Source organism: Exiguobacterium sp. s102, assembly GCF_018618635.1.
Classification (GTDB): domain Bacteria; phylum Bacillota; class Bacilli; order Exiguobacteriales; family Exiguobacteriaceae; genus Exiguobacterium_A; species Exiguobacterium_A oxidotolerans.
The window spans coordinates 87,832-104,056 of record NZ_JACSML010000003.1; the positions used below are offsets into that span (position 1 = coordinate 87,832).

17 protein-coding genes are annotated in these 16,225 nt (G+C 46.0%); 11 read left to right on the forward strand and 6 right to left on the reverse strand.

Annotated features, from left to right (window positions below; genetic code table 11):
• Window positions 1-23: 23 nt before the first annotated feature.
• The 5 genes from KNQ02_RS10220 to cbpA all read right to left on the reverse strand — a co-directional run bounded on the left by KNQ02_RS10220 (window position 24) and on the right by cbpA (window position 6,306).
• Window positions 24-686, reverse strand: a complete 663-nt coding sequence (locus KNQ02_RS10220) for a C40 family peptidase (RefSeq protein ID WP_214808391.1) — start codon at window positions 684-686, stop codon at window positions 24-26.
• A gap of 232 nt (window positions 687-918) precedes the next feature.
• Window positions 919-4,062: an efflux RND transporter permease subunit gene (locus KNQ02_RS10225; RefSeq protein ID WP_088838172.1), complete on the reverse strand. Its 3,144-nt coding sequence runs from the start codon at window positions 4,060-4,062 to the stop codon at window positions 919-921.
• A gap of 38 nt (window positions 4,063-4,100) precedes the next feature.
• Complete coding sequence (locus KNQ02_RS10230) at window positions 4,101-4,664, reverse strand: TetR/AcrR family transcriptional regulator (protein ID WP_088838173.1); 564 nt, start codon at window positions 4,662-4,664, stop codon at window positions 4,101-4,103.
• Window positions 4,665-4,838: 174 nt separating this feature from the next.
• The gene (locus tag KNQ02_RS10235) at window positions 4,839-5,603 is read right to left on the reverse strand and encodes a pyrroline-5-carboxylate reductase family protein (protein WP_088838174.1); all 765 of its coding nucleotides are present in this window, start codon (window positions 5,601-5,603) and stop codon (window positions 4,839-4,841) included.
• 64 nt (window positions 5,604-5,667) lie between these two features.
• The gene (gene cbpA, locus KNQ02_RS10240) at window positions 5,668-6,306 is read right to left on the reverse strand and encodes a cyclic di-AMP binding protein CbpA (RefSeq protein ID WP_088838175.1); all 639 of its coding nucleotides are present in this window, start codon (window positions 6,304-6,306) and stop codon (window positions 5,668-5,670) included.
• 335 nt (window positions 6,307-6,641) lie between these two features.
• Between cbpA and KNQ02_RS10245 the strand changes: the two genes are divergently transcribed.
• From KNQ02_RS10245 to queF, 9 genes are all read left to right on the forward strand, one after another.
• On the forward strand, window positions 6,642-7,259 hold the full coding sequence (locus tag KNQ02_RS10245; protein WP_029332023.1) for a DUF47 domain-containing protein: 618 nt from the start codon (window positions 6,642-6,644) through the stop codon (window positions 7,257-7,259).
• A 16-nt stretch (window positions 7,260-7,275) separates the two neighbouring features.
• On the forward strand, window positions 7,276-8,280 hold the full coding sequence (locus tag KNQ02_RS10250; RefSeq protein ID WP_088838176.1) for an inorganic phosphate transporter: 1,005 nt from the start codon (window positions 7,276-7,278) through the stop codon (window positions 8,278-8,280).
• A gap of 132 nt (window positions 8,281-8,412) precedes the next feature.
• Entirely contained in the window at window positions 8,413-9,228 is an 816-nt protein-coding gene (locus KNQ02_RS10255) for a bifunctional hydroxymethylpyrimidine kinase/phosphomethylpyrimidine kinase (protein WP_214808395.1), read from the forward strand.
• Between the two features lie 64 nt (window positions 9,229-9,292).
• Window positions 9,293-9,658 (forward strand): YojF family protein, encoded by a 366-nt coding sequence (locus KNQ02_RS10260; protein ID WP_088838178.1) that lies wholly within the window; start codon window positions 9,293-9,295, stop codon window positions 9,656-9,658.
• Complete coding sequence (gene bshB2 / locus KNQ02_RS10265) at window positions 9,658-10,314, forward strand: bacillithiol biosynthesis deacetylase BshB2 (RefSeq protein WP_353048339.1); 657 nt, start codon at window positions 9,658-9,660, stop codon at window positions 10,312-10,314. Before KNQ02_RS10260 ends, bshB2 begins: the two co-directional genes overlap by 1 nt.
• Before the next feature lie 256 nt (window positions 10,315-10,570).
• Window positions 10,571-11,239 (forward strand): 7-cyano-7-deazaguanine synthase QueC, encoded by a 669-nt coding sequence (gene queC, locus KNQ02_RS10270; RefSeq protein ID WP_214808397.1) that lies wholly within the window; start codon window positions 10,571-10,573, stop codon window positions 11,237-11,239.
• A complete protein-coding gene (gene queD / locus KNQ02_RS10275) occupies window positions 11,223-11,678 on the forward strand; it encodes a 6-carboxytetrahydropterin synthase QueD (protein ID WP_029332031.1) in 456 nt (151 codons plus the stop codon). The genes queC and queD overlap by 17 nt, the downstream gene beginning before the upstream one ends.
• Window positions 11,675-12,391, forward strand: a complete 717-nt coding sequence (queE, locus tag KNQ02_RS10280; protein WP_088838181.1) for a 7-carboxy-7-deazaguanine synthase QueE — start codon at window positions 11,675-11,677, stop codon at window positions 12,389-12,391. Before queD ends, queE begins: the two co-directional genes overlap by 4 nt.
• A gap of 15 nt (window positions 12,392-12,406) precedes the next feature.
• Window positions 12,407-12,895 carry a preQ(1) synthase gene (gene queF, locus KNQ02_RS10285; RefSeq protein WP_029332033.1) on the forward strand — a complete coding sequence of 163 codons (489 nt, stop codon included), beginning with the start codon at window positions 12,407-12,409 and terminating at the stop codon, window positions 12,893-12,895.
• A gap of 90 nt (window positions 12,896-12,985) precedes the next feature.
• Here queF and KNQ02_RS10290 read toward each other — a convergent pair whose 3' ends face one another.
• Entirely contained in the window at window positions 12,986-13,270 is a 285-nt protein-coding gene (locus KNQ02_RS10290) for a helix-turn-helix domain-containing protein (protein WP_088838182.1), read from the reverse strand.
• Window positions 13,271-13,525: 255 nt separating this feature from the next.
• Between KNQ02_RS10290 and KNQ02_RS10295 the strand changes: the two genes are divergently transcribed.
• Entirely contained in the window at window positions 13,526-15,181 is a 1,656-nt protein-coding gene (locus tag KNQ02_RS10295) for a PTS transporter subunit IIBC (protein ID WP_088838183.1), read from the forward strand.
• A gap of 92 nt (window positions 15,182-15,273) precedes the next feature.
• The gene (locus tag KNQ02_RS10300; protein ID WP_088838184.1) at window positions 15,274-16,077 is read left to right on the forward strand and encodes an endonuclease/exonuclease/phosphatase family protein; all 804 of its coding nucleotides are present in this window, start codon (window positions 15,274-15,276) and stop codon (window positions 16,075-16,077) included.
• The last annotated feature ends 148 nt before the right edge of the window (window positions 16,078-16,225 follow it).

A 16,225-nucleotide genomic window follows, 5' to 3' on the forward strand; every position in this document is an offset into this window, starting at 1 on the left:
AAGAGCGGGTGTTTGTCTTGTTCTTATAAAGTTCCTGCCGCGACGTAACGCGATCCCCAATACCCACCGCGGAATGATTCTTTGACGACTTGACCATAATACGAGTTAGCATTGATCATCGTCAAACCATCGACTGCAATACCGACGTGCTGGATGCCACTGCCATGCGTGAAGAACACGAGATCCCCGGCTGCTGGTGCCGTCCGTTTCGTTGCTGCATATTGTGAGGCTGCCGTACGTGGTAAAGATTTACCGAGCGCACGGTAAACGTAACTTGTGAATCCAGAACAATCAAAGCTCGTCGGACCCGTTGCACCAAAGACATATGGACGTCCTTTTAACCCTTCAGCGACAGATACAATCGTCGCACCTGTTTTTGAGAGTCCCGCTGTTGCTTTTTTATTGTAGCTCTTCGTGTACATCGCAGCGATGTACGCTGTCTTACCTTGATAACGCAACCGATACCAGTTGTTTGAGGTTTTGCTCGTGACAGTGACTGACTGGCCGAGCTTCAGCTGACCGAGTTTCTTCCCACTGACCGTGGCTTTCGAACGGATATTCAACACATCGACTGAAACGACTACTTTTTTTACCGATGCTGCTTTGGTTGCTTGTGGGACGGAACTCCAACTGCTAACGACTAATGTCACGAGTATAAATAAACGGATCCAGAGCGATACTTTCATCTTTTACTAATCCCCTTTTAAGTAAAGTTGACGGTTATGTAAAACGAATTAAATTGTCAGATAATTTCTGTTTTTATCCTATCATTTTGATTCCATCGCTCGTGTTACAGTTTATTGACAGGAATGCCTCCCTGTAATACTTTTGTAACAAAATAAAAAAAACAGGTTATAGAACGGCTTTATGAAGCCATTCTATAATTCCTGTTTCAGAGAAGTTTTTGTTTGAAATCAATTAATCGATTGACTTCTTTTTCCGAAAACGTGCTAAGAACTCATAGACAATCGGGACGATGAGAAGTGTGAGTAACGTCGAACTCGTTAACCCACCAATGACCGTGACCCCAAGTCCTTTCGAAATCAACGCGCCGCCTTCTAGACCGAGGGCGAGTGGTGATAAGGCACCAATTGTTGCGAGTGCCGTCATCAAGATAGGACGAAGTCGTGTGCCTGCTGCATCGAGCAGGGCCTCACGTGTCGCTAGACCTTCATTTTCCTTATGAATGACACGGTCAATCAAGACGATTGCATTCGTGACAACGATTCCGATCAACATCAAGGCTCCGATTAGTGATGAAACCGAGATCGTTTCGCCAGTAATCAAGAGGGCGAGTAAACCACCGATGATTGCGAACGGAAGTGAGAACAAGATGACGAGCGGCGTCAATGCTCCACCGAATGTCACGACAAGAACGAGATAGACGATCGCGACTGCTGCTGCCATCGCAAGACCAAGTTGTGTGAACGATTCTTGAATCTGCTCCGTCACCCCACCGACTTTGTAAGAAACACCTGTCGGAAGGTCAATTGTTTTGACAGCATCGTCAATTGCTTGTGATGCTTCCGTCGCTTTATCTGTTTTCAGTTCTGCCGTCACGGTTGCGACGAGTTTCCCGTCTCGTTCATTTAACGAGTCCGGTGTCGTGCCTTTTTTGACAGAGACGAAATCAGATAACTTTTTAACACCGAGCGGCGTCGTGATATCGGCTTCTTCTAAATCATCAATCGAGTCGTACGTCGTTTGTTCGTTTGGTACGATGACGTCCAATTCTTTCCCGTCTACTTTTATAGTAGAAAGTGGTTTTTCGACGCCTTGCACGTTAGCGATTCCTTGCGCGAGTTGGGCTGTCGACACACCGAACTCGGCAGCTTTTTGTTGGTCGACTTCAAACGTGTACTGCGTATATGAATCTTTTAAGTCGGTCGTTACCTTCCGAACGTATTTTGATTCACCTTCGATTGCTTTAACGAACTTCGGTGTGATCGTTTCTAGATCTTCGATTGAATTCGCGAAGACTGAATACGAAACACCAGATGAACCGGCACCACCACTGAAGTCTTGTTCTTTCCATTCTCCAGTCGGGATGGCTTCATTCAAGTCTTTCACTGCCTGTTGTTTCACGTCTGCGAATTCCTCTGTATCTGGATCATACTGGGCGATGAAGACCGCTTGTTTCGTATTTCCCGGATTAAGTGGATTTTCGCCTCCTACCGTGAACTGGAGATTGTCGATATTCTTTTGTTTATCAAAATAAGCTTCAGCTTGATCCGCTGCCTCAAGCGAGTCATCAAGCGTTTGACCTGGTTCCGGATTATACGTCACATAAAACGTTTTTTCACTCTCTTGATTCAAGAAGTTGACCCCAATCGCCGGTACGAGAGCAAAGCTTCCGACAAGCATTAAGACTGCAAGACCGAAGACGATTAATTTATGGTTCAAGGACCAGTTCAACACGCCACGGTACCAGCTCGCTAATTTCCCGCCATCTTCTTTTTCCGGTTTCGGTGCTTTCCCACGTTTGAACAGTGAGTCAGCAAACATCGGTACGACTGTTACGGCAACAATCAGCGATGCGAATAATGCAAAGACAACTGTCAGTGCGAACGGCAGGAACAGTTCACCAACAAATCCTGTTACGAACCCGAGTGGTAAGAAAACAGCAATCGTCACGATTGTTGATGATGCAACCGGAATGAACACTTCACGTGTTGCATCGATGATTAAGGCTTTACCTTTAAGTTTTTCGCCGGGATCCGTTAAGCGACGATAAATATTTTCGATGACGACGATCGAATCATCGACGACACGACCGATTGCGACCGTCATCGCACCAAGTGTCATGATGTTCAACGAGATATCCATCTGTTTCAAGACAAGAATCGCCATCAGTAACGACAACGGAATCGAAATGACTGCAATGATTGTCGATTTAAAGTTGCGTAAAAATAAAAGGATGATGATGATCGCAAATAATGCACCAATCAAGGCTTTACTGATCATCGTTGAGACAGACTCTTCAATCGGTTTTCCTTGGTCGAGTGTGACTGACGTTTTGACCGATCCGTTTTCTTTTTCAAAATCTTGAATCGTTTCTTTGACGGCAGTGACGACATCGACGGTATTCGCATCCTGTGATTTCGTCACTTGAATTCCGATTGAACGTTCACCGTTCGACCGCGAAATCGATTCTTCGATTCCTTTATCTTCTACTTTTGCGAGCTCAGACAATTTAACAGTCGGGACTTGTGTTGGTGTTGGCGCTTGTCCTTCTGTTGGTGCTTGTCCTTCTGTTGGCGCTTGTGGCGTCGTCGGAGCTTGTGAAGGAGCTGCCGGTGTATCGCTTGCTGCCTGTTGCGGCGTATAAGGCAAACGAAGATTTTTTAATTCCGTGACCGTCGTAGCTTTTCCATCAAGCACAACAGCTTGCTCTTTGTCACCAAGCTCGTATAAGCCGAGTGCTAAACGCGAATCATTCGCTTGAATCAGTTGCTTGACGTTATCTTCTGTCAATCCATATTGCTGTAGCTTTTCATCATCGAATCGAATTTCAATCCGACGAATCTCTTGCCCAGCGATTTGAACCGTTTGAGCGCCTTCGATCCCTTCAAGTTTCGGTTGAAGTTCTGTCTCGACGAGCTTCGTCAACTCGGAGAGTGAACGTTTTTCGTCTGATACTGCGAAACCGACAACGGGGAAAGCATCGAATGAAATCCGTGAGACATTTGGTTCTTGCGCGCCTTCTGGTAATTCAACATTCGCTAATGCTTCTTTGACTTGTTGTTCTGCTTCATCCATATCCGTACTGAAGCTGTAGTCGATTTGTAGATTTGAGGCGTTTTGGAAAGATGTCGATCGGACCGTCTCGACGCCTCCTAGATTTTCGACCTTACTTTCGAGTTCTCGACTGACTTCATCAAGGACTTGTTCAGGCGTCGCCCCTGGATAAATCGTCGTTACCGAAACAGTCGGTGTCGTAATGTCTGGTAGCGTTTCGAGTTTCATCGTCGTTCCTGCATAAATCCCAGCGACGGTGATGATGATCGTCAGCAACCAAAGAGCAAATTTATTATTCACTGAAAATTGAATGATACGCTTCATGGTAATTATTCGCCTTCTCTCTGTTTTTTATTTCATATTTACTCTTTATCTGAAGCTTGGTCGATTTCGCGCGCTCGTTTTAATAGACGCTCGACCAATTGTTGACGCTCTGCTTTTGACGGCTGAGCGAACTTAAAGTGCTCCGACATTTTCAACCCATCTAATACGAATCGAATCATCATCGCTTCGACCGGATCAGCGCTCTCCATCAATTGATTAAAGAACTGATTAACTTGCTTTTTTCGTTCTTCGACAAACGCTTCATTTTCTTTCAAGAACGATAACAAAAACAAGACCGTATCGATATCCAAGTGAAACTCTTCCTCGTGATTCGCTTGTAACGTGACAAACGCTTCCATCTGACCTAAACCTTGATCCAGATATTCTTGATACTGCTTAAACTGACGGGATTCTTGTTCTTCAATCACACCCATCAGCAACTCTTCTTTAGAAGCGAAATGATACAATAAGCCACCCTTAGAAACATTCGCTTGTTTCGCGACTTCTTCTAACGTCAATTGCGGAAACCCACGGCTCATCATGACTTGAACAGTCGCGTCAGTGATTCGCCGTCTCGTTTCTAACGCTTTCGCACTAACCATACGTTACCTCCTTTCTTTTACTATACCGTCCAGACGGTTTATTTCTTCACTATACGAATTTTCATTTGATAATGCAACCGTCAATGCATGTTTCACGTGAAACGTTTTCAATTTTTACGAAAAAAGACACATTCTCGTCTGAACCGTGACGGAATATGCCTAAAGTCGTTCGATTTACGCTTCGCGTGCACTCTCACTTAATGCCGCTCGCATTATTTTCTTCAATTCATGCGTACGTAACACTTGAACCCCACGATCAGTTGGTCCACCCTCCGCCGCGACATCATCAATCAATGCCTCAGTCGGTCGATCGTCTTGAAGCAAAAGTTCGGCCGACCCTTTCATTGCTTGGGCGATGATCCGTCGCGCTTGTTGTGCTTCAAATCCGGCTTCCGTCAAAACAGGAGTCATCGCACCTACGATTTCATAGAAGAAAGCCGGACTGCAGCCAGCAGCAGCCATTAAGAACGGCATAGTCGTTTCATCCGTTTCTACCACCTCACCGACGCGTAGAAAAAGTTCCGTCGCCAATTGTTTTTGTTCCATCGCTACTTGATGACCGAACCAAAGCCCTGTCATCCCTGTCCGAAAAGCGACCGGTGTATTCGGCATCGCACAGACTGCACCGCAACCTGATATCTGTTCAATTTCATCCGGTGTGATATGTGCTGCGACAGAAACAAGCAGTTGATTCGTCCACTCATGACGCTCTACGTATTCCAGTACGCCGTCAGGTTGCATGGCTAAGACGACGATATCGAATGACTCGATATTCTCTTCTTCAATGATTTGAACACCATGTTCATTAGCGAGCTCTGATAAACGCTTACGATCTGCACGATTCGTCATCGTAATTGATTCGGGCGCAATTCCTGAATCAATCCATCCTTTGACCAACGATTCACTCATCGATCCTGCACCAACCATTAAAATGTTCATAACGTTCCTCCCACAACAAAAAAGGACCTGTTGTGCCAGGTCCTTTTCGTATTTTCCTTTTTAATTATACACGAAGTTCCAAGTCTTCGACAGCGACGACACGAAGCCCTTTTTCGTTCAATTTCTTCACGATTTTATTTTTTGTTTTCTCATCACAATCAAGCGGAAGGGTAATGAGAACACGACGCATGACACTACTTTTGGCATCAAGTGTCATGAGACTAGCAACCGTCGAGTATTTGTTGACGATTTTTGCGATTTTTTCAAGAGCACCTTTTTGTTCACTCAGTGCGATCGTCAACACGTAACTTCCTGAATCACGATTCCATGCCTCTTCCAACATCCCAAGCATTTTCCCGTGCGGTAAAATACCAAAGAATTGACCGTCATCATTTAGTACGGCGATGTATGGTAATTCTTTGATCGAAAAGAAGACTTCAAAGAAATTGCTTGCTGTATAGATGAATTTTGATGTGTTCTTAATGAGTGTCATGACATTGTCATCTAAACTGCCACCATTCATCCCATGGCGATAAATATGCATTTTATAGATATTTCCTTTAAATTCTTGACCTGACTGGTCGAGTACAGGTACGCAACGATATCCTGTATCTTCTAACGTCTTTAACGCTTCACGAAGCGTTGCCGTCTCTGAAATCTTGATACATTGGTGTTTTGGTATACATAAACTTTGCACGAGCATACAAAACGTCCTCCTCTATTTCACTTTGTGTTGTAACCTACTTCTTTATCCTTTGTACTTATTCGTTCTGTTATACATTTTTCCTGCTTCTCTTCTATTCCCTACTATTACAATAACAAAAACACAGATAAAACCCATTGAATACAAAGAAAATAGTCTTGAAAAATCTTTATCCAGATTATTTATTAATTTATCAACCCTATTAACTTTAAGTTTTATTAAGTTTTCGTAAACGCGGTACATAGTTGTATTCTTTTACAATAACGTCTGATACAATCGAACTCGTGAAGTTACTTCACTATTCTATTCTTGTTCTTAATATGGAGGCAGAAGAAATGTTTAGTAAAAAACAAGATCCATTCGCAGTGAAATTATCCGAGATTGCCGGACACTTGCAACAGACGTCTCAGTTTTTCGTTGATTTTAAAATCAATGGTATTGCGGACGTTAAAGAATTCGCGCATAAAGTCAAAGACTTTGAAACTGCTGGTGACGACTTGATGCACCAATTGATCATCGACTTGAACAATGCATTCATCACACCGATTGATCGCGAAGACTTGCTTGCACTCGCGAACTCACTGGATGATGTACTCGATGGATTTGAAGAATGTTCCGCGATTTTTGAGATTTATAACATCGTCCGTGCCGACGAACATATGATTAAATTCGTCGATGAGATTCATATCGCCGTCAACGAACTCGCTTTAGCGATGGACCTTCTTGTCGCACGTAAGCTTCAACCGATGCGTGAACATGTCATCAAAGTAAAAGAACAAGAAACGATTTGTGACGACTTACGTCGTAAATCAATCAAAGCATTGTTCGCGACTGAAACTGATCCAATTAAAATCATTCAATATAAAGAAATCTATGAATCGCTCGAATCAATCGCCGATTACTGCCAGGACGCAGCAAACGTCATTGAAACGATCATCATGAAAAACGCATAAGTGAGGAGCTAACGAGATGGATAGTCTGTTTATCATCACCGCTATAATCGTGATTCTCGCACTTGGCTTCGATTTCATTAATGGTTTCCACGATACGGCGAACTCGATCGCGACTTCAGTGTCGACTCGTGCATTGAAACCACGTCACGCCATTATCCTTGCTGCGACGATGAACTTTTTAGGGGCAATCACATTTACTGGAGTCGCTAAGACGATTTCCGGGGACATTGTTGACCCGTCAACACTAGAACACGGAAGTTATGTCGTCATCGCTGCTCTCCTCTCTGCGATTGCTTGGAATCTATTGACGTGGTACTTCGGTATTCCGTCCAGTTCTTCGCATACGTTGATTGGTTCGATTGCCGGTGCTGCGGTTGCTTCAGTCGGATTCGGCGGTATTGAAACAAAAGGCTTCTTAAAAATCGTCCAAGCCTTATTGATTTCGCCAATCCTTGCTTTTACACTCGGTTTTCTCGTCTACGGCATTTTTAAAGTAGTTTTCAAAAAAGGGAACTTGGCGAAGACGAATCGTCGCTTCCGTCATATGCAGATTGCGACTGCAGCCCTTCAATCATATACACACGGAACGAATGATGCGCAAAAAGCGATGGGGATCATCACCCTCGCCCTGATTTCTTCTGGTTTTCAGACCGATCATGATGTGGCCCTTTGGGTAAAACTCTCTTGTGCCATCGCGATGGGACTCGGGACGTCTGTCGGTGGATGGCGGATCATCAAAACAGTTGGTGGTCAAATCATGAAAATTCGTCCTGTCAACGGCGTAGCGGCTGACTTGACGTCTGCTGCCATCATCTTTGGTGCGACGGCGATTCACCTTCCTGTATCAACAACGCATGTGATTTCCTCTGCCATCATGGGTGTCGGAACATCGCATCGTAAAAAAGGCGTTAAATGGGGTACGGCTAAACGAATGCTGATCACATGGGTCATCACATTACCGATTTCGATGGCATTCGCCGCTCTGATTTATACGATTCTTGATTTTCTTTTCATTAAATAGTCTCGTCCCCCACTCGTTCATTTGAGGTGGGGGTTTTACTTACACTTCATAAGTTGCCGCAGTTGTCGCTCTGGTCATAATTCGCTATGATGAGAAAAAGAAGTAGCGCTATTTTATTAGGAGGAATTCCAAATGACAAAACGTAAAGCATTAACGATTGCTGGTTCTGACACGAGTGGCGGAGCCGGTATCCAAGCAGACTTAAAAACGTTTCAAGAACTTGAAGTCTACGGCATGAACGCGCTGACAGTCATCGTCGCGCAAGATCCTGATCAGGCTTGGCACCATGCGGTTTATCCAATCGATGCAGAACTCGTCCGGACACAAATCCATACAGTCCTCGGAGGAATCGGTGTCGATGCAATGAAAACGGGGATGCTTCCGACTGTCGAAATCATCGAAGTCATTGCTGAAAAAATTAAAGCATCAGGCGTTAAAAACGTCGTCATCGATCCGGTCATGGTCTGTAAGGGTGAAGATGAAGTACTCAACCCGGATACAGCGAATGCCTTACGTGACACTTTGACACCGCTCGCGACAGTCGTCACACCGAACGTTTTCGAAGCGGGACAATTGTCTGGTCTTGGAAAAACACCTTCGACGATTGACGAGATGAAACTTGCAGCAGCACGGATTCATGAAAAAGGTGCACAATATGTCCTCGTTAAAGGTGGCAGCAAGATTGATCACCCTCGAGCAGTTGACGTGCTTTATGATGGGAAAGAGTTTATCCTAATTGAGGATGAACGCATTGAGACACCATATACGCACGGGGCAGGATGTACGTATTCTGCAGCGATTACAGCAGAACTCGCTAAAGGCGCTTCGGTCGAAGAAGCTGTCCGAACTGCCAAATCGTTTATCACAGCAGCGATTCGTAACTCATTCCGTTTGAATGAATATGTCGGTCCGACTGATCATGCTGCACATCGTACAGTTAAGTCTTAACACGTTCAGGAAGTCCGCGCAGTGATTCGCGGGCTTCTTTCTGTATTCGAAGGGAGAGATACTATTGCAAACACTTGATTTAAAGGTCGTTCAACAGTACATTGACGATCATGCGAACACACCACTTTACGTCCATGTCGAAACAACGAACGGTGCGTATGCGACGCACCAAGACCCGACGTTCCACAGTGCGGGGATGTTTTTCCGCAATGCGGAAATCACATACGAACGCGGCTTGATCACAGGAAACGGTCCATACCGGATTGGTCTTAAACTTGCCCACGGATGGCTATACGGTGAAGGATTAACCGATTATGAATTCGCGGGAGAGCAACTCTTGATCGCAGGACATGATGTCGAAGGCCGCCTCGCGATTGCTTTTGAGCTCAGTCCGACACCATTCGCTCAAGGCGCAGAGGAGGTAGAATGATGGCTTACAATGAACACGATCACCTGCTCGTCATCTTCCCTCACCCGGACGATGAAGCATTCAGCTCGGCCGGGACAATCATCGAGCATGCAACGAACCGCGGACCTGTCACGTACGCCTGTTTGACGCTCGGTGAAATGGGACGCAACATGGGACGTCCCGTCTTTACGAACCGGGAACAACTCGCGACGATCCGCAAACGTGAATTAATCGCAGCAGCTGAAAAAATGCAGATTACCGATCTTCAAATGTGGGGATTACGGGATAAGACGGTCGAATTCGAAGATGAAGCAGCACTCGCTGAACGGATTGGACAGTTGATTCAAAAAACACGTCCGACTCGCGTGATTTCATTTTATCCGGGCTATGCCGTCCATCCGGACCACGAAGCAACAGCACGTGCTGTCGTTCGTGCCCTTCGCGCAATCGACGAAGCCGATCGTCCTGAATTTCTTGCCGTCGCTTTTGCGAACAACACAAAAGACGAACTTGGCGAAGGTACGTTCATTCATGATGTCAGTGCATATACGGATCAAAAAGTTGCTGCACTTGAAGCCCACGCTTCTCAAACAGGTGGACTGATGAAGGTCATTTCGGAAGACTCGAACATCCGGGACCTCCTTGTCAAAGAACGCTATTACCACTATCCATTATAATGAAGAACCTCGAAACGACTCCGACGTCGTTCGAGGTTTTTTTCGTAGAACAAAAGATTCACACGACTCAAGACGCTGACTCTGCGCGCTTTTCCCTGCAGGCGTCACAGGAGGCTGAATCTTTTGAAACCCGCAACGATCAACGCGAGAAAGAGTCGACTTTTTTTCTCCCGTCTGCTAGTGTGAATAGTTGAGACTGTGTCTCCGGAGTTCGTAACCTCCTCCGTCACAAAAACTAGGAATGGAAGTGTAAACTATGAAAAATGAACGTGCTCTTGTCGTCTTCAGCGGCGGCCAAGACTCGACGACTTGTCTGTTTCAGGCACTCGCGAACTATTCCGAAGTCGAAGTCGTTACCTTCAACTACGGACAGCGTCATGCCGAGGAACTCGAAGTCGCGCGAACGATCGCAGCAGAACTTGGTGTCAAACACCATGAGCTCGATCTCTCACTCCTCAGTCAACTCACAAGCAATTCGTTGACCGATCACACTCAAACAATCACGACGAACGAAGATGGACTTCCTTCTACATTCGTAGATGGCCGAAACCATCTGTTCTTATCTTTCGCAGCCGTCCTTGCTAAGGGACGTGGCATCCGCCATATCATCACGGGTGTATGCGAAACTGATTTCTCCGGATACCCGGATTGTCGTGACTCCTTCATCAAGTCACTTAACGTGACACTCAACCTCGCGATGGATTATCCATTCGTCATTCACACGCCACTGATGTGGCTCGATAAAAAAGAAACATGGGCGCTAGCCGATTCGCTAGATGCTTTTGATTTCGTCCGTGAACGGACACTGACGTGTTACAACGGCATTATCGGAGAGGGTTGCGGCGACTGCCCAGCTTGTGAATTACGGAAAAAAGGCTTAGACGCCTACATCGAGGAGGGAACTACCCATGAAATTCAACTATGAAGCACCTGAAACTGTCGAGCGCCCGACCGGCGACTCGCTCATCTATACAAAATCACGCGTCATGATCGTCAAAAAATTGACGTTTGATGCTGCCCATCACCTGTATGACTACGATGGAAAATGCCGTGCTTTGCATGGGCATACGTATCACGTCGATCTCGGAATCAGTGGATTCCTGGACCACCGCGGGATGACACTTGACTTTGGTGACCTGAAAAAGATCTTCAAAGAACATCTCGAACCGTTGCTCGACCACCGTTATTTAAACGAATCGCTTCCCTATATGAATACGACGGCTGAAAACATGTCGGCCTGGATTTTTGAAACGCTCGGACAGCATTTACCGGACGAACGCGGTCTTCGTGTCGAATTCGTCAAGTTATATGAGACACCGACTGCATTCGCTGAAGTCCGTCGCGAATGGATGAATGAAGCATGAGTCAACTGAAAAAAATACCAAAGATTCCTGTGCTTGAAATTTTTGGTCCAACGTTTCAAGGAGAAGGTCGTTCGATCGGACAAAAAACAATGTTCGTCCGGACAGGCGGATGCGACTATTCATGTGCCTGGTGTGATTCTGCCTTTACCTGGGACGGATCAGAAAAACCGGACCTTCTGACGGCAGAAGATATCCTGACGCGTCTCGATGCGCTCGGCTCGTATGGGCACGTGACGATTTCCGGGGGGAATCCATTGCTCCACGCATCGATCGGTACGCTCGTCGACGCCTTGAAGGTACGTGGCATCACGATGTCCGTCGAAACACAAGGTTCGTATTGGCAAAACTGGTTACTCGATATCGAAGACGTCACCATCAGTCCGAAGCCGCCATCAAGCGGCATGACGGTCGATTACGATCGGCTCGACGTCTTCTTCAAACGTCTCCCTGAACTGCAACGTGCTGTCAAAATCGTCATCTTCGACGAAGCGGACCTCGACTTCGCAGCAGCGATTTCTGAACGATATGCGTTAAAAACACTGTATCTATCACTCGGTAATCCGGATCCGGCGGAAGAAGGTACGATTGCTCCGCGGATGTTGTCCGACTTAAAAACTTTATGGGAACGCGTTGCGCAAGATGAACGATTTAATCATGCCCGTGTTCTACCACAACTGCACGCCCTCGTTTTCGCGAACGATCGTGGCGTTTAAAAAGGAGTTCTATTCATGCGCCCAGAAGATTTAAACGACTTATCTCTACTCGGTCAAAAGGCCGTCCCTTATATTTTTGAATATCAACCGGAAGTCCTTGAGGCGTTCCCGAACCGTCACCCGGAGAACGACTACTTCGTTAAGTTCAATGCGCCGGAATTCACGAGCCTTTGCCCAATCACGAATCAACCGGACTTTGCGACCATCTATATTTCGTACATTCCTGACGAAAAACTCGTCGAGTCGAAATCATTGAAGCTTTACCTCTTCAGCTATCGTAATCACGGGGATTTCCATGAGAACTGCATCAATGTCATCGGAAAAGACCTCGTCAAATTGATGGAGCCGCGCTACCTTGAAGTCTGGGGGAAATTTACACCACGCGGTGGCATCTCGATTGATCCGTATTATAACTACGGAAAACCCGGTACAAAATACGAAAGAATGGCAGAACACCGTTTGTTCAACCATGATCTTTATCCAGAAACGGTCGATAACCGTTAATCCGAAAACCATCAAAAAAAGCCAAATTCCTGACGTGATCATTTCACGAGAATTTGGCTTTTCTTCTATCTAATCGACTGTGTATGAACGTCAGCTCGATGGTAAATCCACGATTTTTTCTCGTTCTGCCTGAGCATGAATCGCTTCTGCTGACCAAATATGTCGTAAGAGGTGCTCATAAGGAACGCCCAGCGCCTTCGCTAAGCGATCAATCATCGAAACGGACGGATGCGCGATACTTGACTCAATCCGTTGAATCATCTCAAACGTTGTTTCCGTCATAAGCGCAAGCTTTTCTTGGTCGATGTTCTGTCGCTCACGTAATGTTTGGATACGCTCTCCATAATTCGCAAGTGGATTCATCGCTTGATTCATGAGTTTTCAGTCTCCTTTATCGTCTCCCAGCTACTCCTACCCGATGCTACTTTTAGTTTATTCCCGCTTTTCATTTTCAAAACACATTTTAGTTTAATGTTTTTCACTATATGAAATATAATTTCAAATTATTCATTAAAAAAGACTAGCTTTTTAAAAGGTTATCGCTTACAATTTTAAATGCAAACGGTTGCATTAATCGCTTACATATTTGCACAATAAAGAGAAAATAGTCTGTCTGAGGAGTGAGAAAACATGCGTAAAACAATTTCATTCGACTTTTGGCAAAAGCTCGGAAAAGCTTTAATGGTTGTCATTGCAGTTATGCCAGCTGCCGGAATAATGATTTCAATCGGAAAATTAATCGGGATGTACGGTGGCGATATCACCATTGTGCAAACGATTGCAAGAATTGTTGAAGATCTCGGTTGGGCCATCATTACGAATCTCCACGTCCTCTTCGCCGTCGCGATCGGTGGTTCATGGGCTAAAGAACGTGCCGGTGGTGCCTTTGCCGCATTACTCGCGTTCATTTTAGTCAACCGCGTAACGGGTGCAATCTTCGGTGTCAATTCAACGATGCTCGCTGATCCGAAAGCAACGGTTAGTTCGTTACTCGGATCTGACTTGATCGTAAAAGATTATTTCACTTCTGTACTCGGTGCACCCGCTCTTAATATGGGCGTTTTCGTCGGAATCATTTCTGGTTTCCTCGGTGCCGTTCTCTTTAATAAATTCTATAACTTCAGCAAATTACCAGATGCACTGGCCTTTTTCAACGGCAAACGGTTCGTCCCATTCGTCGTCATCGGTGGTTCCGTCGTCGCAGCATTTGTTTTATCGCTCGTCTGGCCGTTCGTCCAAGGCCTCCTAAACGATTTCGGTCGTTGGATTGCGACGTCACGTGATACAGCCCCAATCATCGCCCCATTCGTTTACGGAACGCTCGAACGTCTCCTACTGCCATTCGGTCTTCACCATATGTTGACTGTGCCGATGAACTATACGGAACTCGGCGGAACGTATAAAATTCTGACGGGTGCTGCACAAGGCTCGACAGTAGCAGGGCAAGATCCACTTTGGCTCGCCTGGGTGACCGATCTCGTCAACTTAAAGCAAGCCGGTAACACACAAGGCTATAACGACTTACTCAACAGCGTCGTTCCTGCCCGCTTCAAAGAAGGACAGGTCGTCACGTCACTTGCTTCTTTGATTGGTGTCGCAGTCGCGATGTATATGTCGGTCGACGAAGATAAAAAGAAAGCATACAAACCCGTCTTCCTGTCTGCCGGTCTCGCTGTGTTCTTGACAGGTGTCACGGAGCCAATCGAATTCATGTTCATGTTCATCGCACCTGTCCTGTACGTCGTCTACGCTGTCTTGACGGGTGTCGCGTTCGCACTTGCTGACGTCATGCACCTTCGGATCCATGCATTCGGGGCAATTGAACTCTTGACCCGGATTCCATTGATCGCGAAAGCTGGTCTGATCGGTGATTTGTTACGTTTCATCGGAGTCTGCGTGTTCTTCTTCTTCCTCAACTTCTTTACGTTCCGCTTTGTCATCAAGAAGTTTAACTACGCGACACCAGGTCGTAACGGAAACTACCTCGATGACATCGTCGTCAAAGAGGACGGGACAAGTGAAGTCGCTGCAACTGTCGTCGCTGACGGTTCGCAAGCAGCACGCATCATCGAACTGCTCGGTGGTCAACAAAACATCGAAGACGTCGATGCCTGCATGACACGTTTACGCGTCACGGTCAAAGATCCAAGCCTCGTCGCAAAAGAACAAGACTGGAAAGCGAATGGCGCACTTGGTCTTATCCTAAAAAATAACGGCGTGCAAGCCATCTATGGTCCGAAAGCGGATGTCTTGAAGTCTGATATCCAAGATCGGATCGGCGCATAAACCAGACGAATTAGGGTAAATAAAAAAAGGTGGAGCTCATCCGTGAGTTTCACCTTTCTTTATTCAGAATCAACACTCAGGAGGAACGACAGATGCGCCTACTCACACTCAATTGCCATTCCTGGCAAGAAGAACACCAGCTTGAAAAAATCAATCAAATCGTCGCTCAAATCATCCAACAGGATTATGATGTCGTCGCCTTACAAGAAGTAAGCCAATTAATGGATACACCAATCGTTTATGGTGCAATCCGTGAAGATAATTTCGCCTACATGATTCAACAAGCACTTAAAGAACGTGGGCATGACTATGAATTCGTTTGGGACTTCTCGCACATCGGATACGATGCGTACGAAGAGGGACTCGCCCTCTTGACGAAACATCCGATTTTGAAATCCGATTCGTACTATGTCAGCCGAAGCCAAGATACGATGGACTGGAAGTCACGCAAAATCGTCCGCGCGACGATTGATGTCGATGGAACCCAAATTACGTTCAACTCTTGTCATCTCGGTTGGTGGGAAGATGCCGACGAACCGTTCAGCGAGCAGTTCAATCATTTGATTGCTCGGATGGATCCACTCGAATGGACCTTCTTCTTAGGTGACTTCAACAATGATGCCTTCGAACGGGAGACCGGTTACGATTATATGGTTGAACGGGGTCTCCATGACCTGTTCCTTCTAGCGGAAGAGACGGTTGGTGTCGAAACCGTCGAAGGTAAGATTGACGGTTGGGAAGAGAACCACCATGGCTTACGGATTGATTTAGTGCTCTCGAATCGCAAAATTGATGTCGCGCGTGTCGGTGTGACGTTTGACGGAGTACTGGCGCCAATCGTTTCCGATCACTTTGGTGTCGAAGTCGATATCGCGATTCAAAAAGATCCAATTTGACTGTTGACAACGCTTTCTTTTTTGCTTTATGATAAAGCCAACAAGCAAATAGTGCGGATTGTGACAGTACGGCTGGCAAGACCGATGCAACACCTAGAACGTTTAGGTGTTGTTCGGTCTTGCCTTTTTTTGTGGGCTGACCAGTCGC